Source organism: Bacillus sp. DX4.1 (assembly GCF_030348195.1).
Classification (GTDB): Bacteria; Bacillota; Bacilli; order Bacillales; family Bacillaceae_G; genus Bacillus_A.
Window position 1 is genome coordinate 2,698,854 of the sequence record NZ_JAUCFT010000008.1, and the last position, 24,228, is coordinate 2,723,081.

The following is a 24,228-nucleotide window of genomic DNA, read 5'->3' on the forward strand; positions in this document are numbered from 1 at the left end:
GAAGTGTAAAGTAGTTTTCTTACATCTCATATTGAATCGTCTTTCATTTCCCTTACAACTTTGTAAGATTTCTGAAAAAAGCCGATGAAATGTACTGTTTCATCGGCTTTTCTTATGAGATATGAAAAATAATCCGTACAAGCGTGCCTTTCCTTACTTCCGATTGTAATTCAATTCCATGCCCTAAATGTTTTACAATTTCATGTGTAAGATATAATCCCATACCAGTAGATTCTTTAAAATCTCTACCATTTTCACCAGTGAAAAACGGCTGAAAGACACGCGGTACATCCTGTTTCGGGATACCAACGCCATAATCTCTCACTTCTAAAATAATTGCTTTCTCTTCTTCATAAGCTGTAATAATAATTTTTTCTCTACTACCTGCTGAATACTTAATCGCATTAGATATAAGTTGACCAACTAAAAATCGGAGCCACTTCGCATCACTTTCTACTACGATTTCTTTATCAATTTTGACTTCAGGATATACAAAATTACGGATAAAAAAGCGTTTGTGATCAAGTACAGCTTCGTTTACTAATTTATGTAGTTGTACTCTTTCCACATGAAAATCTTGTGTGAATGTTTCTAAACGAGCTACATATAAAGCCATTTCTAACCCTTTTTTTAGTTTGTCTGCCTCTTCGCTAATACTTTCAAAACGAGGATCTACCTCGTCTTGCGTAATTAATTCAATAACGGATAGAGGTGTTTTCATTTGATGAACCCATTGATTCATGAAAGTGAAGTGTTCATCATTTTTTCGCAATTGCAATTGCAGTTGCGTTTGATAGTGACGATATTGCACTTCTAATAAATCATGTAGAGTTGTTGATAAAGCCGCAAAATCAGATTTCTGTACGGATTCATCTAAAGATTGCATCGGATTTGATAACCGCTCATAAAAAGAGCGATGGGTAAAATAACGATATAATAAATACACAATAAAAAAACATATTCCGAGAAACATAGCGTAAAGTGCAGTTGCGACATGATGATACCCATCAAACCAATATACAAGAAAAATCGCAAGCAACTGTAAAACTGTAAAACAAATAAGTGGAATATGATCACGCAAAAATAACTTCATCATTTCTTCCCACCATTATTCCATGTAATATGTAAACGGTAACCTACGCTGCGAATTGTTTCAATTGCATTTTTTATTCCTAATGCTTGTAATTTTTTTCGTACACGTGTTGTATTCACACTTAACGTATTATCATCAACATAGGATTCACTGTCCCACAGTTTATTTAACAATACTTCTCTACTTACAACACGTGGATAATTTTTCAGAAGCACATCTAGTAAGATTGCTTCGTTTCTTGTTATATCGACTTCTTGACCACGTAATTGAAGCACAAGTCTTTCTGGATATAAGTTAAGCCCATGCTGTTCAATCATGCGCTCTTCTATTTTCGGAGCATAGTCTCCATACGCTCGCCTTAGTTGGCTCCGAATTTTCGCCATCACAACTTCATAATGAAACGGTTTTGGTATATAATCGTCCCCACCGTTCTCTAAAGCCATAACTTGATCCATCGTTCCTTCACGTGCCGAAATAAATAAAATTGGACACGTAGAAACAGCTCGAATCTGCCTACACCAATAATATCCATCAAAACTTGGTAGATTAATATCTAATAACACTAAGCTTGGTTGTTCTTCTAAAAAAGTATCGAATACACGCTCGAAATCAGAAATAGTGACGCTTTGATACCCATATTTTTGAACGCATGATGATAATAATTCCGCAATTTTCGGATCATCTTCCACGATCATAATCTTTACCATTTTATAGCCCCTTTTATTTAAAAGTTCTCATCAACAACTATGCAACACTTATACTACCATATTCTTCAATAGTTCACATACCATAGAAAAGAGATGGTTTTTTTAATAAAAAGCATCTCTTTAGGTTCAAGCCCATATACAAGTAACATTAAAATCCTTTTATTCTAAAAAAAACTTTATTTAAAAAAAGAAATTGAATATGCAATATTGCATATTATTTATAAAGTCACACTTGTAAAAGCACTACGCTACCTTTTCAACATAAGATTAGCTATAATACACCTCTAGAAAGGCGGAAAAACGATGGCACTCATTCCTTATAACGAAAGTGATGTCGATGTGTTAGCACGTTTAATTCGTGCTGAGGCTGAAGGTGAAGGTCGACAGGGTGAACAGCTTGTTGGTTGTGTTGTAGTGAACCGTGTTTTTTGTGATTGTTTAGATTTTAAACAATTGCGTACTGTGCGTGACGCAGTATATCAAAGTCCAGGCGGATTTGAAGCTGTTCAATACGGATATTTTTATCAACGTGCTCGTGAATCAGAAAAAGAAATTGCAAGGCGTGTATTACAAGGAGAATGGCGCTGGCCAGCAAGGTGGGCACTCTGGTATTTTCGTCCGAATGGTTCTTGTCCGAGCGAGTGGTATAACCAACCTTTCGTTGGACAATATAAGAGCCATTGTTTTTACGAGCCAACTGGAGATGAATGTCCGAAAATGTATACAAGGTAAAGTGAAACTCACTTCAGTTGGGTTATTTTCACTAGAAAAAAGTAATTGATATTAACAATATTTAAAGTACAAAAAAACTTAAATAACCAGGACTCTTTTTTTAAGAAAGTAAACTAAAATATAAAAGTTTACATCCATTTCCCCATAATCATTGACCGAATCCCCTGATATCATCAAATTTAACTACAAAAATATGTATTCAAAACACTAAAAATAAAAAAATCATAAAACCCATAAACAAAAAGAACATCTCATTAATGTACAACCGATCCGAATCAAAGAACAATTAGATGACATGAAATGGGCGCTACAGAATCAATAAAGAGGAAAAAGATAATGTACTTGATACCTTCCTTATCTGAATCAGTCCATAACCTCACTTCTCGGCGGTAAAACAGAAAAGGAACTAACTCTCATAAGATAATGAGTCAGTTCCTTCTTCACTCTTTTTTATAATATATGTAGAGCTTCATAATAGTAAATAAGACAATATTTCTTTGATGTCCATAGTATCGTCCCCACCTACGCCAGATACCTTGATAGCCACTCGTGCCATCCAACCCATTATCACCATAACAGAAAGCTCTTGCAAAGTAAGGGATTTTCTGTTTTTTTAAATCTTATTACTATGCCTCATTATAATGACAAAAAAACTTCATCCTCTTATGAAGTCCCTTTTGCTTTCCTTATAGCTATAATATAGACAAGTACGTAACTTTACTCATAGTAGAGAGAAGTGATTTTCTTCCATTTTTCAAAAAACCGACTTATTCCAATTTCCTATACATCGTTAGAGCCTTTTTATTTTTTTCTTGTGGTTGAAATTTCGTAATGATTGTTACATAAATATGACTAAAAAAGCCTGTCCCCATTCTTGGGTTCAGGCAGGTTACATATTAATTAGGGAGCGAACTCTCGTCTCTTCTCGTCTTGGTCAGATAGATGACCAAGCTCAAGATCGTTACGAGGAAGATCACGCTAGTTCCCACCGTACCCAGACCAAGGCCATCCGCATCGCGAGGCTGTGACAGGTAGTCGCCAAAAGAAGCGCCGAAAGGACGAGTCAAGATGTAGGCGATCCAGAAGGCCAGCACTGCATTCAGCTTGAAGCGGTAGTAGGCAATGGTCACAACCCCGATCAGTGCGGCGAATATGAGCGCTGAAATCCAGTAACCCAAGTTAAGACTCTCTGCTATGAGGTCACCGGCTGCAGTACCCAAGGCGAAGGTGAACAGGATGGTCAACCAGTAGAACGCTTCCCGCTTGGTCGTGTAGATGGAGTGAATGGACAATGTTTTTTCACTTGCGTACCAAGCCGCAAAGGTCGCCAGCAGTGCGAGAGTGAAGATGATGGTCGTTGTCTCCAGAGCGACCCCAAAGTTGTCTGTGAGGTTGTCGGTAACCAACGTGCCGACAACGCTGATCAGCAAGACCGTGAGCCAGTAGATCCCTGGCACGTACTTCCTTGACCTGAACTGGACGAACAGCGTGATGAACAAGAGGCCACTCATAACAAAGGTCGTGTTAGTCAAGCCCAAGTTCAGGTTTGCGTTCAGGAAGTCTGCGCCCGTCTCGCCCACTGTGGTTGCCATAATCTTGATGATCCAGAAGAAGATCGTGACTTCTGGAACCTTGTTCAACATCTGCCAGCCTCGTGGTGGGGCGGCCACGACTCCATCAGAAGTGGATGAATTTCCCCTATTATTCTCCTGATCCTTCTCATAATATTTCATTTATGATTCCTCCTTACCAGTTTTATTATGACCAACGCCTATTCATATATACAGTGTAAGTAGTGCAAATGAAATTCGAATGAAAAAATCATTAAAATAAGATTAAAAAAAGACACCTCTAATGTGTCTTTTTTTTGTTCAATAAATTCAGCTAAACAAGTATATTCTTTCTGTGTTTACGACATACAAAATATAGCAAAACCGGAACTCTTCATTTGATATCCTAAGTTTGTGACTAATCGGATAATGAATGGAGAGGAATATTTCATGCTAAAACGCTTCTCTACACTTATTATCGGGGGATTATTACTTATGTCTTTAACAGCTTGTACATCAAGTAATAAAAAAGTTTCAGCAATAAATGAGACTACATTTTGTATATTAAGTCTGTTTTGCAATGGACAATCTAACTTTTGTCTTTTTTTAGAATAAAATACTCGTAACAATGTAATCCTTCGGAAAAACAAACGCCATTTGCTCCATTACAAGTTGCTCAATATGTAAATCCTCTTCATGACGCTCGGTGTCTAAGAGGAAATCAATATCTATATTTCCACTCTTTAAATCATTTCTCAATTCCCTACACGTCGAAGCTTATAATGTGATTTTCACTTTTAAAATCCTCTTCACCCCTTTACATTTAACATATATCGATATATTTTATTAGTATCTTTGTTTATATTTGTAGGAGGCAACATTTTGATTAACGCAATAGGTATCGCTTTTATTCTTTCTAATAAACTCGAAAACAAGAAAAAAGTTTATCTTAATGATAGATTTGCACTACTAGACATTATTGAATCTAAAGATGCATATGATTCTGAAGGCAACCCATTAGTAGAGCTAACCTGTAAATATAGTATTTATTTGGATGAAAAATACTACTGTAAATCTCTTGAAGACTACACTGGACAAATATTCCCTTTCCTAAGTTCAAAAATAGGAAAAGGTCTTGTTAGAAATTTAAATTATTATTTTTCATATGTTGATGTATATAATAAAAAACCACCAGTTAAAGAGATAAGAAGACTTATGGAGCAAGTAATAAATTATAAATAACATTTAATATGTTCTAAATGGAAATGCTCTTTAAAATAAAGGGGGTATCCCTAAAGCCCCCTTATTTTTCAATAACTAATTATTAATCTTCATCTCGATATGTTAATTCAGCTAAAAATTCTTCTAGCGAATCACTATTTGACCAATCCCACGGCTGAAGCCATGGGATTCTTTTTCGCAAACATCTCACTTACTATGTTCCAAAGAAACAAGCAGAGGGGAGATTTTGGCGAACAACTCTCGATAGAAAAGTACGCTAACAAGAGGGCAAGGTCTGTGCCAACTACGCCATCCGACAGGCGATACTTTTTTTCAAAAACCTTTTATACCAAACCGGTTGTTTATGTACAACCGATACAATTGGTTGTACGCCCATCTCATGTAATTTACGCGCAATGTTTTGTGCACCATTTAGATCTCGATGGATTTCTGTTTTGTGAACAGAACATATAAAACGACGTCCGTTAGCTTTGTGTCTTCCCCCACAAAACGGACAGTCCTGTGACGTATAACTTTCTTCTGTTTCTTCCACTTTGATACCTTTTAGCTTTGCTTTATATGTTAGCTTTTGTTTGATTTTCCCTTGATTCCAAAGCGATAATTGTTGTCGTCTTTTTTTGTTGTTTTTTTGTTTCTTTTTTACATTTTGTTTTGTGTTTTTTTCAATTCCTGATACATTTCCAATCACAAAATGTGTCACTTGTTCTTGTTCTAAAAATTGAACTACTTCTTTTGTTGTTTTATGTTCTAACTGTTCCATTTGATTTTTACTTTTTTGACGGATTCGATTTCGTGCTGTTTTGTATTTTTTCCATTGACGAGAACCTTTTTTACACCGAGACATTTTTTTACTCAGGTCTGCTAATGCTTTGGCGCGAAATTGTGAAATACTACGTATGGCTCTTCCAGAAACTAATAAGGCTTTGTCCTTTGTTGCGACCGTTACTGCATGGATTTCACCTAGATCTCCGCCCGCAACTTTTTTCTTATACTGAGATATATCTTTTTCTGAAACAGCAACTGAATAACAAAACCAATACGCACCGTTACGCCAAACAATCTCTGCATAATTACAATCTTTTACATCATCGATTGCTAAGTTTGGGATGGATACCGCATTGTTTTTCTTTGCAATTGATTCGTTCCAATTTTTCTTCTTCTTTTTTGTTAATAAATCGACAAGGCTAACTTCATAATTCACACGTTTGATTTTAATTATTATGTCTGTGATTTCCATACTTGCCTTTTTTAATGGAATACAATAATAATATTTTCTTCGCCATGGATACTTTGCTTTTTTATCCGTTTTTCTTAATTTGCGAATGGTTTCACGATTCGCTTCATATTTGTCCGCAATTGCCTGTACAGTTTGAGAATGTAGGTTGTACGTTTGTTTGCGAACAGCTTGGATTTCGGACTTACTTAACCATTTTTTCCACGTGAAATAATAGCTCGTCGCTTCACGAACAATATCATTCCAAACCGTAGCTGTTTCTCTTTGCATGTTACGAAGTTCTTCGTATAATTCTTTTTCAAATGGAAGTTGAAACGCATGTGTGACAAACATATTGCATCCTCCTTTCTTCTTTATTTTCCCTTACGCTCAATATAACAAATAAAACGAAAATCTACGTCTGTTTTTATTCGCTTTCATCCCACGGCTGAAGCACATGGGCTTTCCCGCTCATAAATTCTGTAATATCTAAAATTTTCACCTCATGATTTTCTAACCGCTCGAGCATACATAGCAATTTATCAATTTCATTCTTGTAGGACATTTTACTATCTCCTCATCTAGCTTTTCGCCTTATAAGCCTATATTTCTAACGATACACAACACACTTATATACAATATAAATCGAATTCTTTTAACTTTTACTGAATCTCGGTATGATTTTCAACCGTACACTTCAACTTCTGTAACATATACCCAATGCCTTTACAGCCTTCTAATGGATAGAAAATCATTTCTTCTGGATATAACTTTGTCACTACTTTTTTATGTTTCTTTCCTGCAAGTAAGATAATTTCATCAAAGTCTAACAGCTTTTTATTAATCATCTGTTTTTTTAGTTGTTCTATACTAATAATCTCATCACTTTTCGAATTAAAAGCAAGATCATAGTTTTCTTTCACTATATCAGTTGGAAGTAAAAATCCATGCTTTGCGGATAAAATAACCCAATGTGTAAAGAATTGAGAAGCATACGCTTGGCACGCCTTTCCGAATGGACTAATGTATACATCTTTCGCTTCTATTGGCCCCTTATCAGGGTACTTATCCCAAATTTTCTTTTTTCCACATGGAATGATGCATAGCCTTTTCATTGTTACGTTCTTACCTCTTTTCTTTTTCAATCCCATTTATAATCTGCTTCATTTTTTCATTATTATTTTTAAGATATGACATATTAATTACCAATAAGATCATAGCATTTTCAATTCACATTTAAAAATAACAAGTTTCTCTTTTTTCATATTCATTTTCTATTTCTCTTATATGGAATACTTAAATAACAGACCTCAATACCCAGAATTTTATGCATCCTAAAAACAAAAAAGGACAAGCAGACTGTTTATCCGCTTGTCCTTTTCATTTCATCCAAGCCTACTCTTATAGAGCTTGGAACGTTTCTGTTAATACAGGAACGATTTGTTTTTTACGAGAAACAACACCTTTTAAAGTAGCTGTATTGTTTTCTAATGTTACGTTGTATGCCTTTTCAACAACTTGTGTTGATTTACCAATCGCAAGACCAACAGAATCGTTTGTTAAGATGTCAGTTACAACAAATAAGAATAGGTCTAAACCTTTTTCTTCTACTACTGCAGAGATTACTTTTTCTAATTCTGCTTGGTGTGCAAGAACGTCGTTTGTATCAACAGCGTTTACTTGTGCGATTTCAACTTTTGCATCGCCCATTTGGAATTCTTTTGCGTCAAGGGAGATTAATTGCTCCATTGTTTTACCGCTTAAATCTGCGCCAGCTTTTAACATTTCTAAGCCGTAGCTATCTGCATCTACACCAGCGATTTCTGCTAGTTCACGAGCTGCAGCTACGTCTTGTTCTGTGCAAGTTGGAGATTTAAATAATAGAGAATCTGAAATGATTGCAGATAACATTAATCCTGCAACTTCTTTACGAATTGCTACGCCGTTTTCTTTGTACATTTTGTTTAAGATTGTTGCTGTACAACCAACTGGCTCACAACGGTAGTACAAAGGATCGCTTGTTTCAAAGTTAGCAATACGGTGATGATCGATAACTTCTAATACACGAACAGATTCGATATCGTTAGCACTTTGTTGACGTTCGTTATGGTCAACTAAAATAACATTGTCCACTTCGTTTGCAACTGTCTCAACAAAACGCGGTCCTTCTACTTTAAAATGGTCTAACGCAAATTGAGTTTCACCGCTGATTTCACCTAAACGTACAGGCTCAGCATTCATTCCTAATTCTTTTTTCAGTTCTGCATAAGCAATTGCAGAACAAATTGCATCTGTATCTGGGTTTTTATGCCCGAAAACTAGTACTTTTTCCATGATTTCCACCTCTTCATGAAAAGGATATCTTATAGAAGCAAATATGACAATATTTTAAACACATTTTTTTATAAATAAACAAAATTTCTTTCCTATTTTGTATAAAAAAACAGCTAATCCACTTTACCTTTAAGGAAATATAGGATAACGTGTTGAATAAATTTACTTATAACATATATTTTCAAATAAAAAGGAGGTTCCATATATGCCGTATATTACGCTTGAAAATAATGTAAACTTATATTACGAAGATAAAGGTAACGGCACACCTATTTTATTTATACATGGTGTTTGGATGAGTAGTCGCTTCTTTCAAAAACAAATGCCTTATTTCAGTGAAAAGTATCGTTCGATTTCTGTTGATTTACGTGGTCATGGTCAATCATCCCAAGTAGAAACCGGACATACGATTTCTACTTATGCCCATGACTTACACGCTTTTATAGAAGCATTATCTTTAAAAAATGTAATACTAGTCGGCTGGTCAATGGGCGCTTTCGTCGTGTGGGAGTATATAAAACAATTTGGAGAACAAAATATAAAAGCGTCCGTGATTGTAGATGAATTGGCTTCGGATTACAAATGGCCTGATTTCCCAATTGGAGCGTTCGACTTTCCAACACTGATTCACTTTATGAGAGAGGTTCAAACGAATCAAATTGAATTTCTAAAAGGGTTTATCCCTCTTATGTTTAAAGATCCTCTTTCCGAAGATGATTCCGCGTGGATGTTAGAAGAAGTTACGAAAGTCCCGGCATCTATTGCAAGTGCTATTCTTTTCGATCAATCCGTCGTTGATTATCGTGAGGATTTAAATAAAATTAAGAAGCCAACTTTACTTTGTTTTGGGAGAGAAGAAAAATTAATTCCAGTTGCTGCTGGAGAACACTTACACAAACATATAAACAACTCTCAATTCGTTATTTTCGAAAATAGCTGTCATTGTCCGTTTTTAGAAGAGACAGACCACTTTAATAAAGTAGTAGATTCGTTTATTCAGTCTTTGTAACTATATAAATACAAATTAAAAAACCGACATAAAACCCTTCTTTTTAATGCAGCAATATTTCATTTGTAGAACCTTGTTGCTGGTAATCCATGGCTATTCCCTCCACACTTCATTATGTACACGGTGTAGTATGTACGTAATCTTTAAACGTATTCAATATTAACGTTAAGTGTATATATTTTCTTTACAAACAAAAAATAGCTGTTAGGACAAAATCCCTAACAGCTATTTTTACTACTCATCTGAGTTATTTAAATTCGCTAAAGCGAAAATACCTTCTTCATCATCTAATTCAAGTTGTAATCTTGCTGCGAATGGATTTACATTGTATTCCGTTTCGAGCCATAAGCGAAGTGCTTCAATTAAGTTTGCTTGAATTAAAATTTGCTGACGACCGTTTACTTCTACTTCAGCTGAAAAACCATAGTCATCATCATACATCAGCTCAACAAGAACTGCTTCAGGACCAACTTGTCTCTTTTCCGCGATATATACGCAAAGGGCGTTAATGAGCTCTTGCTCAGAAATTTTTATCGTTTCCATGCTGCTTATTCCGCCTGTTTCTTACGTTGGTTTTTGAAATATTTAAATGCACGAACTGCTAACATTACGATACCAGCCATTAATAACATATTTACCATAAACGCTAATACAGAACCAAGAGCACCCATGTTTGCAAATAAGCTACCCATTAATAAACCACCAAGACCACCAAGTAATAATCCTTTCATAAAGCTTCCTTTATTACTTTTTGGCGCTGTGTTTGTTGCTTTTGTTTTAGAATCCGGCGTTGTTTTCTTCGCATTCACATTTGAATCTTTTTTGTTTAAATTTACTTTAGAGTTTTGACCTGAGCTTGGAGTAAATGATTTTTTACCAGATTTATAGCTTTTCGCAGCAACGTTATCTGTAAAAACAAAGCTACCTGCAGCAAATACAACCATAAATGCAGTCAATACTGTAACGAATTTTTTCAACATATTATATTCATTCTCCTTTTATTATAGATATATGTGATATCTATCTTTCTGAAAAAATGAAAGTATAGATGAACTTTAAAGTTAAATTAAAAGTTCTTATGAACTCATTATATGAACTTTTAATAGAATAAGCAAGTATTATTTCTTAATCATGTTAACTTTATTTTAGGTTGTTGTTTAGAGAAGAATTAAAACAGAAGTTCCTTTAAATCATAAGATACAGATTCCCTAACGATTTTCTAAACGTTACTGTTTCTATTTTCATCTATCTTACCTCTTCAATACAAACATTGTTAACCTTTTCATAATATTCACTTTGTCTTCTATGTAATGAAACTAGTTTTGTTTTGTTAATCAAAAGGAAAAATCATGCAAAACAGAATTGACTTTGCTAGAAACAAAACATATTATAAGGTCATAAGAACTTTTATTATTTTGGAGGTGAAAAGATGGAAACATTTCATCTCACGCGAAACGAAATGGCAACCCTTCTTCTTTCTCTTAGAGGATGGAATACAAAAAAGCCTCTCGTTATTTTACAAGAAGCTTGGGCTAAGTCACATAAAAAAGACATTGAGAGTGGACAAAGTGTTACAGCTTTTATTACAACTGCACTTTCCCCTATTTTCGAGAAACTGATTAAAGTTGAAGATACAGATATTGGTTTTTCGTTAAACGAAATTGTTGCACTTGGCAATCAAATTGAAAATACGAATTTTTCAATAACTGCTATGCAAAATTGGGTAAAACGAGATATAAAAGAAATGATTGGTTCTCCGCAAAAAGGAAAAAAATATTCTATTGAACAAGCGGCCCTACTATTCATTGTCGAAGATTTAAAAACAGCACTCGATTTTGAATCGATTCGAAAACTGTTAAAACTAATTGTAAATGATCCGGCTGATCGCAGTGATGATTTAATCAATCCAGTTCATTTATATATCGCTTATTCCTCTCTATTCGAGGAATTAAATCAAGAAGGTTGTTTGCAATTTAATGCAACCGATACAATTCATACAATTGAACAAACTGTAAAAGAAAAAGCAGATAAAATAGCAAGTACTTTTCAGAAAATAAACAACGACCAACGCGAAGCAATTCGCAATGCCATCATTATCGCAACGTTATCTGTACATACCGCTTATGTACAAATGTTAGCGAAACGCTATGTATCAGCCACTTTATTTTTACAACACCTAAATGTAACAACATAAAAAACAGGAGCAAAAATTTGCTCCTGTTTTTTGGATATCTATCTTTCTTTTAGAAAATACATATACTCTTTCGTTGGTAAATGAACAACTTCTCGAACGAGATGTGACGCTTGTAAAACATCTTCAAAGTGAGAAGTTCTATTTATATAAATCCCACCCGTATAAGAACTATAACTCTTTTTTTCAGTTATTATCCCAAAGATATGATCCTCTTCTCTTTTACAACCATTGAAATCCCCTTCTATTCCTTCCATCCACTGCAAGCTTTGAGAGGTGGAAATATATAGCTTAGATAGTTGTGCTATTTCCATATTTTCTGACCTAGCAAAACAATGCATTTCATTGTAAATCACTTCATCGGTCAAAGGAAGAAAATCTTCTACTTTTAGTTCCTCTTCTCTCTTATGAAAGAAAATTTGTAACAGGGAGTTATAAAATGGAATTTGATGTTCTTTTATTTTCTTAAACACAGATTGTAATAACAAATCTTTTCCAACTACAAACGGATGACCAAATCCATTGTCATAAAGAGACTTTTTCACCTTTATTAGATGTTCAATATATGGTATCCCCACCTCTTCAATGACTAATGTATGATCTATGTAACGCATGGTAGAAATGAGCTGTTCGATTGGGATTCTGTCTAATCGCAGTGATGAATAATGCAAATCTCGATTCCAAAAATCAAGCTGATCCATTCCAAGTGAGAGAAACATCATTTCTTCGATAATTGGAAAGCGATCTTCTCCCAATAAAATTTTAACTACATCTTCAAGTAAACCAGATGTTCTTTCTAAAATACTGCGCACTTCTTTATCTTCTTGAATGATTCGTATTGTCCAATCCCCGTGATCTTGTCCAGAAATTCGCTGAAAACAATGAGAAAACGGTCCATGACCAATATCATGGAGAAGCCCTGCAACTGTAGCTAATTTTCTTTCATACAGTGAAAAATCAATATCTCCTATTACTGTAAGATGGTCTATGACTTTATTCATCAGTTCATAAACTCCAATTGAATGTTCTATCCTTGAATGGACTGCATTTGGATGTAGAAAGTATGTATGTCCTTGTTGCTTAATATATGAAAGTCTCTGGAATGCATTTGTTTCTATTAAATTGAGAATATCTTTATCATTAATATTAATCGTTTCATATATAGGGTCTATTATCTTCATATTTTCTCCCCCATCTAAAAAAATCGACTCATTTATGTATTATAGAAAACTATCTGTTTACTCCGAAACTTATTTAATATTAGATGTGCAAACCCCTGTTTTCTGTACCTTCATACTCACATATACTTTTTATGAAAATTTATTTTTTGTAAAATGAGAAATTTCTAATATACTTTTCATTCCTTCTTCATCATTCTTTCACACCACTCCAATTTCCCTACTTTACTATAAGAACTACAAACACAAAGGAGATGGTGCAAATCAGTTCTCAAGTTTGCGTATTATGAGCGTCATGCTTATGTCTTTTCTTTCGATTCAGCTCAATTGCGGAAGAAAAACAAATATGTGGTAGGAGGTGAGAATATGAAGAAACAAAAAAAGAAGCGCACAAAATTTCGTTGGTTCATCTGGATAAGTATCATTCCTTTCTTCCTTTTCACCCTATTCCTTGGACTTCATGGTTTGAAAATGGAAAGATGGCACCATGAAAAGCACCAGGCACTTGTTGCACAATCTGAAGGACAAGCTTACTTCTCCCAGAGAGAAAAAATTGCTTCCTTTGAAGATGGTGGAAAGCATCATAAGCAAGAACATAAAGAAAATGATTATGAACACCATGGGAAGCATCATGAAGAAGAGTTTGATGGAATGTTCTTTATTCTACTTTTGATAGAGTTAAGTTCCGTACTTCTTGGTTGGTTCACTCTCAGAAAAGCTGAAGGTCGTACGATAAGAAAATGGATAGGTATCCTTCTTATTGTTATTGGTTTATTACCAATACTTCCTCTTCTAGCTATAATAACATGTGCAATTTGGCTGTATAAACAGCGAAAACAAAAACAAGAAACCGCACACGTAATGATAGATTATACAGCGGATAGCTATTCAATAGCATCCAGTAATACGGCAAGCATTCTAGATCAATGGGAAAAACAGATTCGTAAGGAGGAGAAATAAAAGATGGGTATTTTTAAACGAATTAAAAATATTGTAGCCGCAGATGTACATGAAACGTTGGATAAATTAGAAAATCCGGTAAGTATGTTAAAGCAATACATACGAGAAACGGAACAACAAGTGGTAAAGGCACAACAAGCTCTATCCCAGCAGCTATTTCTAGAAAAAAAATATGAGGCACTGATTTTGGAAGCAGAGGCTGTTATTACGAAAAGAACACGTCAAGCTGAGCTGGCAGTGTCTCGTAGCGAAGATGATATGGCACAATTGGCACTTCAAGAAAAGATTGTCAATGAGAAAAAACTAGAGATGTATCGCGAGCATTACAAAATGACGAAACAACAAACTGCAATCCTGTATGAACAAATTGATACATTACAAAAAGAATATCAAGAATTGCAATATAAAGAACTCGTACTTGTTTCAAGATTACATGTTGCTCGTACAGTGAAAGAAAACAATGCAGCCCTCGCCTCTTTTCATACAGAGAATGCTGTGAAAGGTTTCGCAAGAGTAGAAAATTATATTCAAAAATTAGAAGCTGAGGCTGCTGCAAGTAACTACTTTAATCAAATAAAACCTATTTCTAAAGCACATGATGTTGAAGATGACTTGAAAGAAGAAGTAGAAATAGAATTAGAAAAATTAAAAGTAAGCAAATAAAAACACTCTCTCGTTTCACTTTTTTGAAACGAGAGAGCATTTTTTCGCAATCATTCATAAAAACAATCTATTAAAAATAGAAATGATAAATAATTAATCAGTGTGTAATTCATATATAAGGAATAAGGACTCTTTTTAAAAAATCTCTTAAATAGAAGGTGCAGTATGTTAGGTAGTTTTATTCATTCCATTTTATTGTTTTTAGAAGGTCTTGGTTATTGGGGGATTATGCTTGGCTTAATGATTGAGATCATACCAAGCGAAATTGTCCTTGCCTATGCCGGATATTTGGTATCATCAGGAAACATATCATTTATAGAAGCTGTTTTATTCGGTACAATTGGCGGTATAATCGCACAAATCTTTATTTATTGGATTGGGCGTTACGGAGGTAGACCTGTACTGGAGCGTTACGGCAAATACATTTTCATCCATAAAAAGCATATTGATTATGCAGAAACATGGTTTAATCGCTATGGAACTGGCGTCATTTTCACAGCACGCTTTATTCCGATTGTACGTCACGCTATTTCAATCCCGGCAGGAATTACAAAAATGTCCCTTATTCGATTTATCACACTTACAGCGCTTGCCGTCATCCCTTGGTCCATTATATTTATTTACTTAGGTGAGACATTAGGTGCAAATTGGAGCAATATCAATGCAGTAGCCGGTCCCTATGTTACATCTTTTGCTATTGCTGCAGTTATTCTTGTTATCTTCTACTTCATTTTGAAAATATGGTTGCGAAAGCGGGATAATTTGCATAATCAAGTGAAATGATAACAACATACCAATGAGAGATTGCTTCCCCCATCTAAACCTTTCCGTATAAGATTTAGGTGGGCTTTTATTGTTGGCTAGAGCAGGATAAATTTGGAACGATATAACAATTTTTCGTACTTATTAATTATAAATAGAAATGTTCACGACACCAATTATACATATAATGAGATGTGAAAAGCGTTACATAGAAATAGATACTAGGATAAGCAGCCATTTTAACTCATAATTCGTATAGTATCCTGTAAGGAGGGATACACATATGCCTTGGCAGCAAAAAGTTCAATATTTAATCGGTCAACCTGTTGGCGTTTCTTTAGTAAACGGGCAAGGAACTTCCGGTGTATTGTGTAACGTATATGGCGGACATATTTATTTATACGAATACTTATACCAATCGCAATTCGCTATGAAACATTATGATTTCAGGAAAATTCAAGATATACATGCTTTTCCAAACTGTCATTCTCAACATCCTGTATACTAAAAATGAAACGAGACACCTATCATTAGGTGTCTCGTTTCATTTTATTTCTTCATATCCGCCCACTTCAAGCTAGTTGCTGGGCCAAATTGATGCACATATAAATCTTTCACATATGACTTTTGTACATAAGACAGTCCGCGCTGGAAAACTGGTGCAATGACCGCATCATCTAACAACATTTTTTCTGCATCTTGCATTGCTTTCCATCGTTCTTTTTCATCGTTTCCTAATTCTATTTTTGTCTTTTTGATTAATGCATCGTATTCTGGATTTGCGTATCCAGTATTATTGACTCCACTTTCTGAGATGAAAACTTCTAGGTATGTCATTGGATCTGGATAATCAGGTAACCAGCGAGATAACGACATTTCATATTCTTTCTTTTTCTCTAATGCTAGTTTTTGAGAGTGTGGTTGCAGTTTCACTTTCACCGTTAATCCTGGTAAGCTTTTCTCCAATTGCTCTTTAATATATTCCCCTACTTTTTTAAAGTTTTCTAAATCATAGTTTAGTAATTCTAACGTAACTTCATTCGTTCCTGTTTCTTGTTTTGCTTTTTCCCAGTATTCTTTCGCCTGTTTTACATTCGTTTTATTAAATTCAGTTGTTGTTGCGCGAAAATCTTTTTTATCTGGTCCTTTTAAAAATCCATTTGGGACATAATAGTTTGCTGGTACTGACCCATCATTTAAAAATGAAGTCGCTAGCCCTTTTTTATCAAAAGCCATACTTAGTGCCAAGCGAGCGTTCTTATTTTTAAGCATCGGTACGTTTTCATTAAAACGGAAGAAATACATAACAGGGTCCGTATATTGCTTTAATTCTTTATCATTTTTATATTTATCTACAAATTCTGTTGAAATAACAGCACGATCAATCTTATCTGTCTCATATAAATTTACAACAGTAGAAATATCTTTTACAATTTGATAGTTTACTTCATCTAATTTCACTTCTTTTTTATCCCAATATTGATTATTTTTCTTCATTGTAAAATTCGCTTCATGCTTCCATTCTGATAGTGTAAAAGGCCCATTATATACAGTTGTATTTGCTTCTAAACCATATTTATCTCCTTTTTCTTTCGCATACTTTGCATTAATCGGATAAAAAGATGGTAAACAAAGTAATTTTGTAAAATAAGGAACAGGATGCTCTAATTCAACAACAAAAGTTTTATCATCCTGTGCTTTTATTCCTAACTCATTCAGTCCCAGCTGCTTCTTGTTTATTTTTTCTGCATTTTTCACATCATACATGATGTATGCATATTCAGATCCTGTTTCTGGATTGATAAGCTGTCTCCAAGCAAAGACGAAATCGTGAGCTGTTACAGGATCACCGTTAGACCATTTTGCATCGCGCAATTGGAATGTATAAGTTTTTCCATCTTTACTGATTTCATGTTTTTGAGCAATACCAGGAATAACTTCATCCTTTTTCGATAATCGGAATAATCCTTCCATTACATTATTTAATACGTTAAACGATACGGCATCCGTTACTTTTAAGGAGTTTAATGATGGAATTTCACCTGTCTCTGTTAACTGTAATATTTTCTTCTCATCTTTTGGCTTGGTAACAGTATTTTCTTTTCCACAACCAGCTAAAAATGAAGAAATGAGTAAAGTACTAACTAATGAAAAGCGAACAGCCTTTTTCATTCAAAAACCCCCTTTTCTATTTTCACTATCTATCATCATTCTTATTGTGGTAAAGTGAAACTTTAATCAGTGGGGGTTTTCTTCATCCCCTACTGATTATTAGCCTTCACCAATCGGGCTTTTATGGGCAGTTTATACCCCACCTAATCTTCTTGACTTCCTTCCGGATTTTGTATTACTGCCCGTTAATGCGGGGTAAATAACGACGAGCACCAGCATATTCTTCAATATAACCCGGTGTATTCACTGGGATAATCTCAACTGTTTTTGCTGCATTTGGAGAGTGAATCATCTTTCCGTCCCCGATATACATACCCACGTGATGAACACTGCCCTTTCCTTGATTGTACGCGAAGAATAGTAGATCTCCTTTTTGTAAATTTTCTTTCTCAACAGCGATGCCGGCTTTCGATTGTGGTCCAGAGTCACGCGGAATGGTAATGCCATGTGATTTGTAGATGGTGTGTGTAAAGCCCGAGCAATCAAAGCCAAATCCACTTGTACCAGCCCATATATACGGTAATCCTAAAAATAGCTTACCTGAGTGTACTAAATCATCACCTGTCGGAACAGGTATATCATTTTGTGATACATAAACGGTTCCATCATTTTTTCGCAGCCATGCTTTTTGCCCATTTGGTAATAGCACACGATACGAAATATTATCCTCACTTAGTAGTGGTAAACGTGTGTTATAACTCACTTCTAACGATTTGTATTTATCAGAAGGGTTAATATATAAAATAGCTGTTGGTTTTGTAACGAGTACAAATGGTTGCTGTTTTTTATCTGCGAAATCTTTGTTATAAGTTAGCTGTTTCGCTGGCATCCACCCTGGATATCCTTGTTCATTTCTAGGAGTTGGTTGCCCAGGAACAACTACCTTTACCCAATCACCTTGACGTTCAGTAATGGTAACTTCCTGTCCTAATAAAGCTTGTGTTTCTAATTTATTTGTACTTGTTAACCACAGTTTTTCATCAAGCGTCATTGATTTTGTCCATTTCCATAAATCAACGGGATTTGCCACTGAAGGTTCATCAATAGGACGAATTAAATTCGGTCCAGTCCATAATGTTGCCGCTGCCACATCTACAAATGCTTGATCTCCGTTTATTTCTTCAGCATTCACTACGGAGAAAGAGGTAAAAACCAATAGACATGTAAATAATAATGAAACAACTTTTCTCATAAACATCCCCCTACTATGATTTTATCCTGCTTTAACGGGTACTCCCTCTCAAAGAAGTATGATAAGAAATAAGTGCCCAATTGATAAGAACTTCCATCAGTAGGTAATATATATCTACTGATGGAGAGTTCACTTTATATTCACTGCATGATGCAGATTTACCATTGGTCCGCTAAATGTCATTCCAGTTGGTTCTTCCATTAACCATAAAGGAGCATCTAGATCAAAATAGTGTATATTGGGATGAGCAGCTGCCACATGTGCAATTGCTGTAACTGAAAGTGATGATTCCATCATGCTGCCAACCATGCATTTCACACCAGCCGCTCCTGCAATATCAGCAATTTTCCAAGCTTCCCGTATGCCGCCACATTTCATCAATTTAATATTTAATAAATCGGCATAGTTCCCTTGTACAAGCTTTAAAGCATCCTGTGCTGAAAAAACACTTTCATCAGCCATAATCGGTGTTTGTACATGATTTTTTACATATTTCATCCCTTCCCAATCTTTCGCATGAACAGGTTGTTCAACAAATTCTATATCTAGATTCCTTCTCTCCATTTCTCGAATTATCGCAACAGCTTCTTTCGGACTCCATCCTTGATTCGCATCTAATCGCAATGTGATATCTTTTGGAATACTACTTTTTATCGCTTCGATACGTTCTAAATCTAACGTTGCTGTCTTACCAACCTTTATTTTTAATATTCGAAATCCTTTCTCTACATGAATTTTCGCTTCTTTTGCCATTACAGAAGGCTCATCAACGCTTACAGTAATATCTGTTCGTATGTCTTTCTTTCCGCCTAATAATGCATACAGTGGCATGTTATAAAATTGGCAATACGTATCATACAAAGCCATATCAACCGCTGCTTTAGCGCTTGTATTGCCAACACAGCTTAATTGAATGTGTAACAGAAGTGTTTGAAGTTGCAACAGCTCCTTCCCAATTAATACGGAACGAATTGGTCCTAAAATCGCTTCTTCAATCCCATTTGCAAAATCCCCTGTAATCACAGGAGTTGCAGTTGTAGCTCCTTTCCCGACAACCCCCTCATCTGTATGAACAAAAACATCAATACTTTCAATTTCAGTAACGGTACGCAAGGCTGTTTTAAATGGCTTATGGAGCTTGATATAGCGACGATTCACGGTTAAATCCATTATTTTCATCTCATTCATCCTTTCTATTCAATAAAAAAATCCAGCCATAAGAAATACTCTTACGGCTGGATTTTGTCTATGAAAGTGTAGACAAAGCAGCAATTTGATTATATTTTTTTTGCGCGTCTTTTAATGCAACAAGCAATGCTTTTTGTGAAGAACCAAAATAGCGATTTTTAATTTCTCCCATTAAATTAGGGTCGTTTATATTTCTATGTAAAAATAAATGCTTCACAAATTGAACAGTTAATGAAATCGTTGCCGAACAGTCCGCATCAACGATCTTCCCTGTATCCTTTTCAACAACGAATGCTACGAAGTAACTTTTAAATTTTTCTGTAATGGGATTGTTTTGAGGTGCTTTTGCGTCCCCTACGATATAAACCGTATTAGAAGCGTACACATAAATCTTCCTTTCTCATATAAGGATAACGGTTTTCTTAACAGGCGAATGAGCTAGGAACTCATCGTTGATCAAGAAATGTATCCGCTTACCATACATTATATATAATTAACTGAATTTTAACAATATTTATTTCGATACAATGAAACTTCTATTAGTATGGAATTTCTTACCCCATTACTGATGATTAATCGGATAAGAAATTCCATGTTACTTCCTTGATTCCCTTTAATTTTAATATAGAAAAGTTAATGCCCATTAGTGCGGGATATATATTGCGCGATTAAATATCCAATCTCTGAAAATATATAATTCATATAATTTACACGTTCTACATCCGAGCTTAACACGGCTATGTATACTGTTTGTTCTTTTATTTTAAATCGTGCTACATCATGCGTAACGCACTGCCGCTCACCGGTTTTATTTGCTATTTCTAATCCTTCTATATTTGCTAACCTCCCGCACAATTTATGTGTGAATTGCTGTTGTAGCAGTGGCTGATAAAACTGTTCTTCTTTATCATAATGATGTAACAAAGACACAATATCTTCGGCCGTCGTGAAATTATCTTTACCCGATTCTTTAGGAGCATGCATCATATATCGCTGTATTTTCGTTCCAACTAGTTGTAATGAATCGATATGCTTTTGAATCTGGTTCATCCCTAATCGTTTTATGAACCAATTTGTTGCTGTATTATCAGACACTGTAATCATAAGTGTCAGTAAGTCTTGTATCGTTACATTCGGCGTATATAAGGAAGATATAATACCACTCCCACCCGTTTTTGGAAGAGATGAAACAGGGATTAATTCATATGGATTTAAACAGCCCTGCTTTATATATTCTATTGCACACGCAAGTATTGGCAACTTCATAAGACTAGCAGATGGATGAACATATTGTTCGTTGTAGCGATACGTTATCGCTCCCTGTATCATGACACTTACATTTCCTTGTATGTTTCTAATCAATTTTTCTAATTCACATACAAATTCCTCTTTTTTCATAATGACCCTCCTCTTTTAGGCATTATAGCACCCTATCTTTCTTACATTATTTATACAAGATTTCTACTTATTAAGAACGAATGATTATAATACAGTCACTTCTCATTCAAGTAGTACAAAAGACGTTTATAATTGGTTCAATGACTTCGAATTATCTTGCCAACGAGAATCACATCAAAATATTCCAAAAAGACCACTATATTTCATGCATAATACATGCATAAAATATAGTGGTCTACATACTAATATTTTTATTTAGATATGACGAATACTGTTTCATTTGGTTTTGAAAAATGATATTCCTTCCTCGCAAATTTTAAAATTTGTTCTTCATTATCTGTTAAATTCCCAACTTCTTTCTTTAAATATTCCCCATCTTTTTTTAAAGAAGTTACTTGTTGTTGCTGATTTTGTATCTCTTTTTGTTTTTCTTTAATCATTGCTTCTTGCTTAGACAGTATATATTGAAGGTAAAAGGCTGTTGAAAATGTGAATAGGACAACCAAGATAAACCGCCGTGTTTTTTTTTTATTTATTGTCACTCCGGGTTCGATAGATTGCGATGGATTGTGCTGTGCATTAGGAACATTTATGTTTCTGAGTTTCCTCATATTTTAAATCCCCCTAACTATTTTAACGTACTTCCCGAAAGAAGTCCCCATCTTCAAGCGCGTGACGGGCGATAGCCAAGCGATAAGGTGGGGATGAATTTCGGTTAGGTATCGCCTAACTGACTTGTAAGAATAACCAATTATGATTGTGGTGCGTACATTCAGCATCCGATATATTCACTTGTTTATAAGATTTAGCAGGATTTTGTATATAATGGCCGTCCAAATTTTGCACATACACCATCTTCCCTGTAAATCCTGTCACGAATCCTATTTGTCCAAATGCTTTCACCTTATCACCTAGATACATTGTGCCTACATACGGTGTATTTTTATTATTTCTTTTCGCTGTTCTATTTTTCGTTTTTCTTCCTTTTCTTGCAGTTGCTTCATGAAGAGAACGCTTTTTCTTTCTAAATTGCTTGATGCGAAACTCACCACTTTGCTGATATTCTCGTACCTTTTTCGGATTGGTAATCGCAATGGCATCGTTATAGTGTGTTTTTGATAATCTTAATTCTTTTCGCTTCGGTGTTGTGTAACATTAAAGTGTATATAGCTTTATTCTCTTCACTTTAAATAACCTCCTGTATAAAGAAATCTCGTAAATCAATCAATTAGAGATACCTTTCGACGGCATCCCCATATAACTGAAAAAAATTTATTTATTCGTGCTAAAAAATAGTGTTTTATGTATCTCTTTTTATTAAAGACATTGTCTTAACATCGTAGAATTATTATCCTATGCTATGACTAATTTACTAGAAAGAAAGTTTCAACATGGGTAGAGTAATTGGATTTGAGTTAAATAATCAAGAACCTGAAAAAGCACTAACGTTTTATTCTAAAGTTTTTAATTGGAAAGCTGCTACACTTAATTTTGATTATTGGGCTATTACAACAGGAAATGATAGAATTCCTGGTAGCATTTCAGTAGCATACACTTATAATTATTTAAACTTAAATTAGTATAAAAATTCAAGTTTTCTAAATCACTACATGTTCTTCAAACATATTACTTCCCCTCCCTGAATAGTTTAAAATGGATGGCCTTTTTTCAAGGAGGAGAACAAATGAACTACCGTACACTAGGAAAAACAGGATTAACTGTTTCCGAAATTGGATTTGGAGCTTGGGCAATCGGCGGTGATGAGTGGGGTCCTGTAAATGACAATCATTCCATTGCAGCGATGGAAAAAGCGGTTGAACTTGGAGTGAATTTTATCGATACGGCAGATGTATACGGATTGGGTCATAGTGAAAAACTTGTCGCACAAGTAATTAAAAAACGACGAAATGATATCATCCTTTCCACAAAAGGTGGTTTAATCGGACATCATTATGACCCAAGTGGTGAACCTGTTTATAATACTGCTGAAAAAGTCATTGCTGTATGTGAAACAAGTTTACGTCGACTTCAAACAGATTATATCGATGTTTATTTTTGTCATATTTGGTGGGATAAAAAAGAGGAAACAGAAGCATTCCTTCGTGCATTTGAAATATTAAAGCGTGATGGCAAAGTAAGGGCAGTTGGTGTTTCCACCCATGATTTACAATATATGAAACACTTTAATAAAGATGGCGGTATCGATGTTGTTCAGCTAGATTACAGCATACTGAATAGAGATCCAGAACTGGATATTTTTCCTTATCTACAGGATCATAACTTAGGAGCTGTCATTCGCGGACCGTTAAAGATGGGTATATTAACAGGAAAGTTTAGTAATCAAACAACATTCCCGGATGGTGATTTACGACAAGATTGGCCAAAAGAATCCTGGTTTAAGAATAGCCTACAAAAAGTAGAACAACTAAGATCATTCTCTCATCAAAAACGAAGTTTAGGACAAATTGCACTTCGTTATGTACTCTCTCATCCTTCTGTATCTGTTGCGATTCCTGGAGCAAAAACAGCATTACAAGCCGAAGAAAATGCTGGTGCTTCTATACGCCCTCTCCTATCAGATGATGAATTAATATATATTAAAGAACTATAAACTAAAATCATCAGTGGAACTTATGCCCCACTG

28 protein-coding genes are annotated in these 24,228 nt (G+C 34.8%); 10 read left to right on the top strand and 18 right to left on the bottom strand.

The window, feature by feature from the left end; all coding sequences use genetic code 11:
• Positions 1-112: 112 nt before the first annotated feature.
• Positions 113-1,096, bottom strand: coding sequence for a sensor histidine kinase (locus QUF99_RS16660; protein ID WP_289371401.1), 984 nt, complete (start codon positions 1,094-1,096; stop codon positions 113-115).
• The gene (locus QUF99_RS16665) at positions 1,093-1,800 is read right to left on the bottom strand and encodes a response regulator transcription factor (RefSeq protein WP_289371402.1); all 708 of its coding nucleotides are present in this window, start codon (positions 1,798-1,800) and stop codon (positions 1,093-1,095) included. The genes QUF99_RS16660 and QUF99_RS16665 overlap by 4 nt, the downstream gene beginning before the upstream one ends.
• A 303-nt stretch (positions 1,801-2,103) precedes the next feature.
• Here QUF99_RS16665 and QUF99_RS16670 point away from each other — a divergent pair, with 303 nt between their 5' ends.
• Complete coding sequence (locus QUF99_RS16670) at positions 2,104-2,532, top strand: cell wall hydrolase (RefSeq protein WP_289371403.1); 429 nt, start codon at positions 2,104-2,106, stop codon at positions 2,530-2,532.
• A gap of 896 nt (positions 2,533-3,428) precedes the next feature.
• Here the strand turns inward: QUF99_RS16670 and QUF99_RS16675 are convergent.
• Positions 3,429-4,265, bottom strand: coding sequence for a COG4705 family protein (locus tag QUF99_RS16675; RefSeq protein WP_289371404.1), 837 nt, complete (start codon positions 4,263-4,265; stop codon positions 3,429-3,431).
• Between the two features lie 423 nt (positions 4,266-4,688).
• Positions 4,689-4,841, bottom strand: a complete 153-nt coding sequence (locus tag QUF99_RS16680) for a hypothetical protein (protein ID WP_289371406.1) — start codon at positions 4,839-4,841, stop codon at positions 4,689-4,691.
• Positions 4,842-4,964: 123 nt separating this feature from the next.
• Here QUF99_RS16680 and QUF99_RS16685 point away from each other — a divergent pair, with 123 nt between their 5' ends.
• Positions 4,965-5,324, top strand: coding sequence for a cytoplasmic protein (locus tag QUF99_RS16685; RefSeq protein ID WP_289371407.1), 360 nt, complete (start codon positions 4,965-4,967; stop codon positions 5,322-5,324).
• A 283-nt stretch (positions 5,325-5,607) separates the two neighbouring features.
• Here QUF99_RS16685 and QUF99_RS16690 read toward each other — a convergent pair whose 3' ends face one another.
• The 4 genes from QUF99_RS16690 to ppaC all read right to left on the bottom strand — a co-directional run bounded on the left by QUF99_RS16690 (position 5,608) and on the right by ppaC (position 8,871).
• Entirely contained in the window at positions 5,608-6,891 is a 1,284-nt protein-coding gene (locus QUF99_RS16690) for an RNA-guided endonuclease InsQ/TnpB family protein (protein WP_289371408.1), read from the bottom strand.
• A 73-nt stretch (positions 6,892-6,964) separates the two neighbouring features.
• The gene (locus QUF99_RS16695) at positions 6,965-7,102 is read right to left on the bottom strand and encodes a hypothetical protein (RefSeq protein ID WP_289371409.1); all 138 of its coding nucleotides are present in this window, start codon (positions 7,100-7,102) and stop codon (positions 6,965-6,967) included.
• 97 nt (positions 7,103-7,199) lie between these two features.
• Entirely contained in the window at positions 7,200-7,652 is a 453-nt protein-coding gene (locus QUF99_RS16700) for a DUF6884 domain-containing protein (protein ID WP_289374682.1), read from the bottom strand.
• A 286-nt stretch (positions 7,653-7,938) separates the two neighbouring features.
• Complete coding sequence (gene ppaC / locus QUF99_RS16705; protein WP_289371411.1) at positions 7,939-8,871, bottom strand: manganese-dependent inorganic pyrophosphatase; 933 nt, start codon at positions 8,869-8,871, stop codon at positions 7,939-7,941.
• Positions 8,872-9,076: 205 nt separating this feature from the next.
• Here ppaC and QUF99_RS16710 point away from each other — a divergent pair, with 205 nt between their 5' ends.
• Positions 9,077-9,880 carry an alpha/beta fold hydrolase gene (locus tag QUF99_RS16710; RefSeq protein ID WP_289371412.1) on the top strand — a complete coding sequence of 268 codons (804 nt, stop codon included), beginning with the start codon at positions 9,077-9,079 and terminating at the stop codon, positions 9,878-9,880.
• A 234-nt stretch (positions 9,881-10,114) separates the two neighbouring features.
• Here QUF99_RS16710 and QUF99_RS16715 read toward each other — a convergent pair whose 3' ends face one another.
• Positions 10,115-10,423, bottom strand: a complete 309-nt coding sequence (locus QUF99_RS16715) for a YxcD family protein (RefSeq protein ID WP_289371413.1) — start codon at positions 10,421-10,423, stop codon at positions 10,115-10,117.
• A 5-nt stretch (positions 10,424-10,428) separates the two neighbouring features.
• Positions 10,429-10,860: a hypothetical protein gene (locus QUF99_RS16720; RefSeq protein ID WP_289371414.1), complete on the bottom strand. Its 432-nt coding sequence runs from the start codon at positions 10,858-10,860 to the stop codon at positions 10,429-10,431.
• A 449-nt stretch (positions 10,861-11,309) separates the two neighbouring features.
• Here QUF99_RS16720 and QUF99_RS16725 point away from each other — a divergent pair, with 449 nt between their 5' ends.
• The gene (locus QUF99_RS16725) at positions 11,310-12,074 is read left to right on the top strand and encodes a DUF1836 domain-containing protein (RefSeq protein WP_289371415.1); all 765 of its coding nucleotides are present in this window, start codon (positions 11,310-11,312) and stop codon (positions 12,072-12,074) included.
• Between the two features lie 38 nt (positions 12,075-12,112).
• Here QUF99_RS16725 and QUF99_RS16730 read toward each other — a convergent pair whose 3' ends face one another.
• Positions 12,113-13,252 carry an HD domain-containing protein gene (locus QUF99_RS16730; RefSeq protein ID WP_289371416.1) on the bottom strand — a complete coding sequence of 380 codons (1,140 nt, stop codon included), beginning with the start codon at positions 13,250-13,252 and terminating at the stop codon, positions 12,113-12,115.
• A 363-nt stretch (positions 13,253-13,615) separates the two neighbouring features.
• Here QUF99_RS16730 and QUF99_RS16735 point away from each other — a divergent pair, with 363 nt between their 5' ends.
• The 4 genes from QUF99_RS16735 to QUF99_RS16750 all read left to right on the top strand — a co-directional run bounded on the left by QUF99_RS16735 (position 13,616) and on the right by QUF99_RS16750 (position 16,142).
• Complete coding sequence (locus QUF99_RS16735; RefSeq protein WP_289371418.1) at positions 13,616-14,209, top strand: hypothetical protein; 594 nt, start codon at positions 13,616-13,618, stop codon at positions 14,207-14,209.
• A 3-nt stretch (positions 14,210-14,212) separates the two neighbouring features.
• Positions 14,213-14,872: a PspA/IM30 family protein gene (locus tag QUF99_RS16740; RefSeq protein ID WP_289371419.1), complete on the top strand. Its 660-nt coding sequence runs from the start codon at positions 14,213-14,215 to the stop codon at positions 14,870-14,872.
• 165 nt (positions 14,873-15,037) lie between these two features.
• Complete coding sequence (uptA, locus tag QUF99_RS16745; RefSeq protein ID WP_289371421.1) at positions 15,038-15,655, top strand: undecaprenyl phosphate transporter UptA; 618 nt, start codon at positions 15,038-15,040, stop codon at positions 15,653-15,655.
• Positions 15,656-15,917: 262 nt separating this feature from the next.
• Positions 15,918-16,142 (top strand): hypothetical protein, encoded by a 225-nt coding sequence (locus QUF99_RS16750; protein ID WP_289371423.1) that lies wholly within the window; start codon positions 15,918-15,920, stop codon positions 16,140-16,142.
• 41 nt (positions 16,143-16,183) lie between these two features.
• Here the strand turns inward: QUF99_RS16750 and QUF99_RS16755 are convergent, their stop codons facing one another.
• The 7 genes from QUF99_RS16755 to QUF99_RS16785 all read right to left on the bottom strand — a co-directional run bounded on the left by QUF99_RS16755 (position 16,184) and on the right by QUF99_RS16785 (position 22,487).
• Positions 16,184-17,806 carry a peptide ABC transporter substrate-binding protein gene (locus tag QUF99_RS16755; RefSeq protein ID WP_289371424.1) on the bottom strand — a complete coding sequence of 541 codons (1,623 nt, stop codon included), beginning with the start codon at positions 17,804-17,806 and terminating at the stop codon, positions 16,184-16,186.
• A gap of 175 nt (positions 17,807-17,981) precedes the next feature.
• Entirely contained in the window at positions 17,982-18,998 is a 1,017-nt protein-coding gene (locus QUF99_RS16760) for a C40 family peptidase (RefSeq protein ID WP_289371425.1), read from the bottom strand.
• Positions 18,999-19,127: 129 nt separating this feature from the next.
• Positions 19,128-20,177: a dipeptide epimerase gene (locus QUF99_RS16765; protein ID WP_289371426.1), complete on the bottom strand. Its 1,050-nt coding sequence runs from the start codon at positions 20,175-20,177 to the stop codon at positions 19,128-19,130.
• A 67-nt stretch (positions 20,178-20,244) separates the two neighbouring features.
• On the bottom strand, positions 20,245-20,571 hold the full coding sequence (locus tag QUF99_RS16770; protein ID WP_289371428.1) for a DUF3870 domain-containing protein: 327 nt from the start codon (positions 20,569-20,571) through the stop codon (positions 20,245-20,247).
• Between the two features lie 248 nt (positions 20,572-20,819).
• A complete protein-coding gene (locus QUF99_RS16775; protein ID WP_289371429.1) occupies positions 20,820-21,584 on the bottom strand; it encodes a serine hydrolase in 765 nt (254 codons plus the stop codon).
• Between the two features lie 251 nt (positions 21,585-21,835).
• The gene (locus tag QUF99_RS16780; protein ID WP_289371430.1) at positions 21,836-22,195 is read right to left on the bottom strand and encodes an FtsB family cell division protein; all 360 of its coding nucleotides are present in this window, start codon (positions 22,193-22,195) and stop codon (positions 21,836-21,838) included.
• 115 nt (positions 22,196-22,310) lie between these two features.
• Complete coding sequence (locus QUF99_RS16785; RefSeq protein ID WP_289371432.1) at positions 22,311-22,487, bottom strand: hypothetical protein; 177 nt, start codon at positions 22,485-22,487, stop codon at positions 22,311-22,313.
• A 488-nt stretch (positions 22,488-22,975) separates the two neighbouring features.
• Here QUF99_RS16785 and QUF99_RS16790 point away from each other — a divergent pair, with 488 nt between their 5' ends.
• Both QUF99_RS16790 and QUF99_RS16795 read left to right on the top strand, forming a co-directional pair.
• Positions 22,976-23,164, top strand: coding sequence for a VOC family protein (locus tag QUF99_RS16790; protein ID WP_289371433.1), 189 nt, complete (start codon positions 22,976-22,978; stop codon positions 23,162-23,164).
• Between the two features lie 104 nt (positions 23,165-23,268).
• Positions 23,269-24,195: an aldo/keto reductase gene (locus QUF99_RS16795; protein WP_289371434.1), complete on the top strand. Its 927-nt coding sequence runs from the start codon at positions 23,269-23,271 to the stop codon at positions 24,193-24,195.
• The last annotated feature ends 33 nt before the right edge of the window (positions 24,196-24,228 follow it).

Excerpts from the sequence above, each read along its gene's own strand:
- QUF99_RS16660 (WP_289371401.1), bottom strand. The coding sequence starts at position 1,096 with ATGATGAAGTTATTTTTGCGTGATCATATTCCACTTATTTGTTTTACA.
- QUF99_RS16665 (WP_289371402.1), bottom strand. The coding sequence starts at position 1,800 with ATGGTAAAGATTATGATCGTGGAAGATGATCCGAAAATTGCGGAATTA.
- QUF99_RS16670 (WP_289371403.1), top strand. The coding sequence starts at position 2,104 with ATGGCACTCATTCCTTATAACGAAAGTGATGTCGATGTGTTAGCACGT.
- QUF99_RS16675 (WP_289371404.1), bottom strand. The coding sequence starts at position 4,265 with ATGAAATATTATGAGAAGGATCAGGAGAATAATAGGGGAAATTCATCC.
- QUF99_RS16690 (WP_289371408.1), bottom strand. The coding sequence starts at position 6,891 with ATGTTTGTCACACATGCGTTTCAACTTCCATTTGAAAAAGAATTATAC.
- QUF99_RS16695 (WP_289371409.1), bottom strand. The coding sequence starts at position 7,102 with ATGTCCTACAAGAATGAAATTGATAAATTGCTATGTATGCTCGAGCGG.
- QUF99_RS16700 (WP_289374682.1), bottom strand. The coding sequence starts at position 7,652 with ATGAAAAGGCTATGCATCATTCCATGTGGAAAAAAGAAAATTTGGGAT.
- ppaC (WP_289371411.1), bottom strand. The coding sequence starts at position 8,871 with ATGGAAAAAGTACTAGTTTTCGGGCATAAAAACCCAGATACAGATGCA.
- QUF99_RS16710 (WP_289371412.1), top strand. The coding sequence starts at position 9,077 with ATGCCGTATATTACGCTTGAAAATAATGTAAACTTATATTACGAAGAT.
- QUF99_RS16715 (WP_289371413.1), bottom strand. The coding sequence starts at position 10,423 with ATGGAAACGATAAAAATTTCTGAGCAAGAGCTCATTAACGCCCTTTGC.
- QUF99_RS16720 (WP_289371414.1), bottom strand. The coding sequence starts at position 10,860 with ATGTTGAAAAAATTCGTTACAGTATTGACTGCATTTATGGTTGTATTT.
- QUF99_RS16725 (WP_289371415.1), top strand. The coding sequence starts at position 11,310 with ATGGAAACATTTCATCTCACGCGAAACGAAATGGCAACCCTTCTTCTT.
- QUF99_RS16730 (WP_289371416.1), bottom strand. The coding sequence starts at position 13,252 with ATGAAGATAATAGACCCTATATATGAAACGATTAATATTAATGATAAA.
- QUF99_RS16735 (WP_289371418.1), top strand. The coding sequence starts at position 13,616 with ATGAAGAAACAAAAAAAGAAGCGCACAAAATTTCGTTGGTTCATCTGG.
- QUF99_RS16740 (WP_289371419.1), top strand. The coding sequence starts at position 14,213 with ATGGGTATTTTTAAACGAATTAAAAATATTGTAGCCGCAGATGTACAT.
- uptA (WP_289371421.1), top strand. The coding sequence starts at position 15,038 with ATGTTAGGTAGTTTTATTCATTCCATTTTATTGTTTTTAGAAGGTCTT.
- QUF99_RS16750 (WP_289371423.1), top strand. The coding sequence starts at position 15,918 with ATGCCTTGGCAGCAAAAAGTTCAATATTTAATCGGTCAACCTGTTGGC.
- QUF99_RS16755 (WP_289371424.1), bottom strand. The coding sequence starts at position 17,806 with ATGAAAAAGGCTGTTCGCTTTTCATTAGTTAGTACTTTACTCATTTCT.
- QUF99_RS16760 (WP_289371425.1), bottom strand. The coding sequence starts at position 18,998 with ATGAGAAAAGTTGTTTCATTATTATTTACATGTCTATTGGTTTTTACC.
- QUF99_RS16765 (WP_289371426.1), bottom strand. The coding sequence starts at position 20,177 with ATGAAAATAATGGATTTAACCGTGAATCGTCGCTATATCAAGCTCCAT.
- QUF99_RS16775 (WP_289371429.1), bottom strand. The coding sequence starts at position 21,584 with ATGAAAAAAGAGGAATTTGTATGTGAATTAGAAAAATTGATTAGAAAC.
- QUF99_RS16780 (WP_289371430.1), bottom strand. The coding sequence starts at position 22,195 with ATGAGGAAACTCAGAAACATAAATGTTCCTAATGCACAGCACAATCCA.
- QUF99_RS16790 (WP_289371433.1), top strand. The coding sequence starts at position 22,976 with ATGGGTAGAGTAATTGGATTTGAGTTAAATAATCAAGAACCTGAAAAA.
- QUF99_RS16795 (WP_289371434.1), top strand. The coding sequence starts at position 23,269 with ATGAACTACCGTACACTAGGAAAAACAGGATTAACTGTTTCCGAAATT.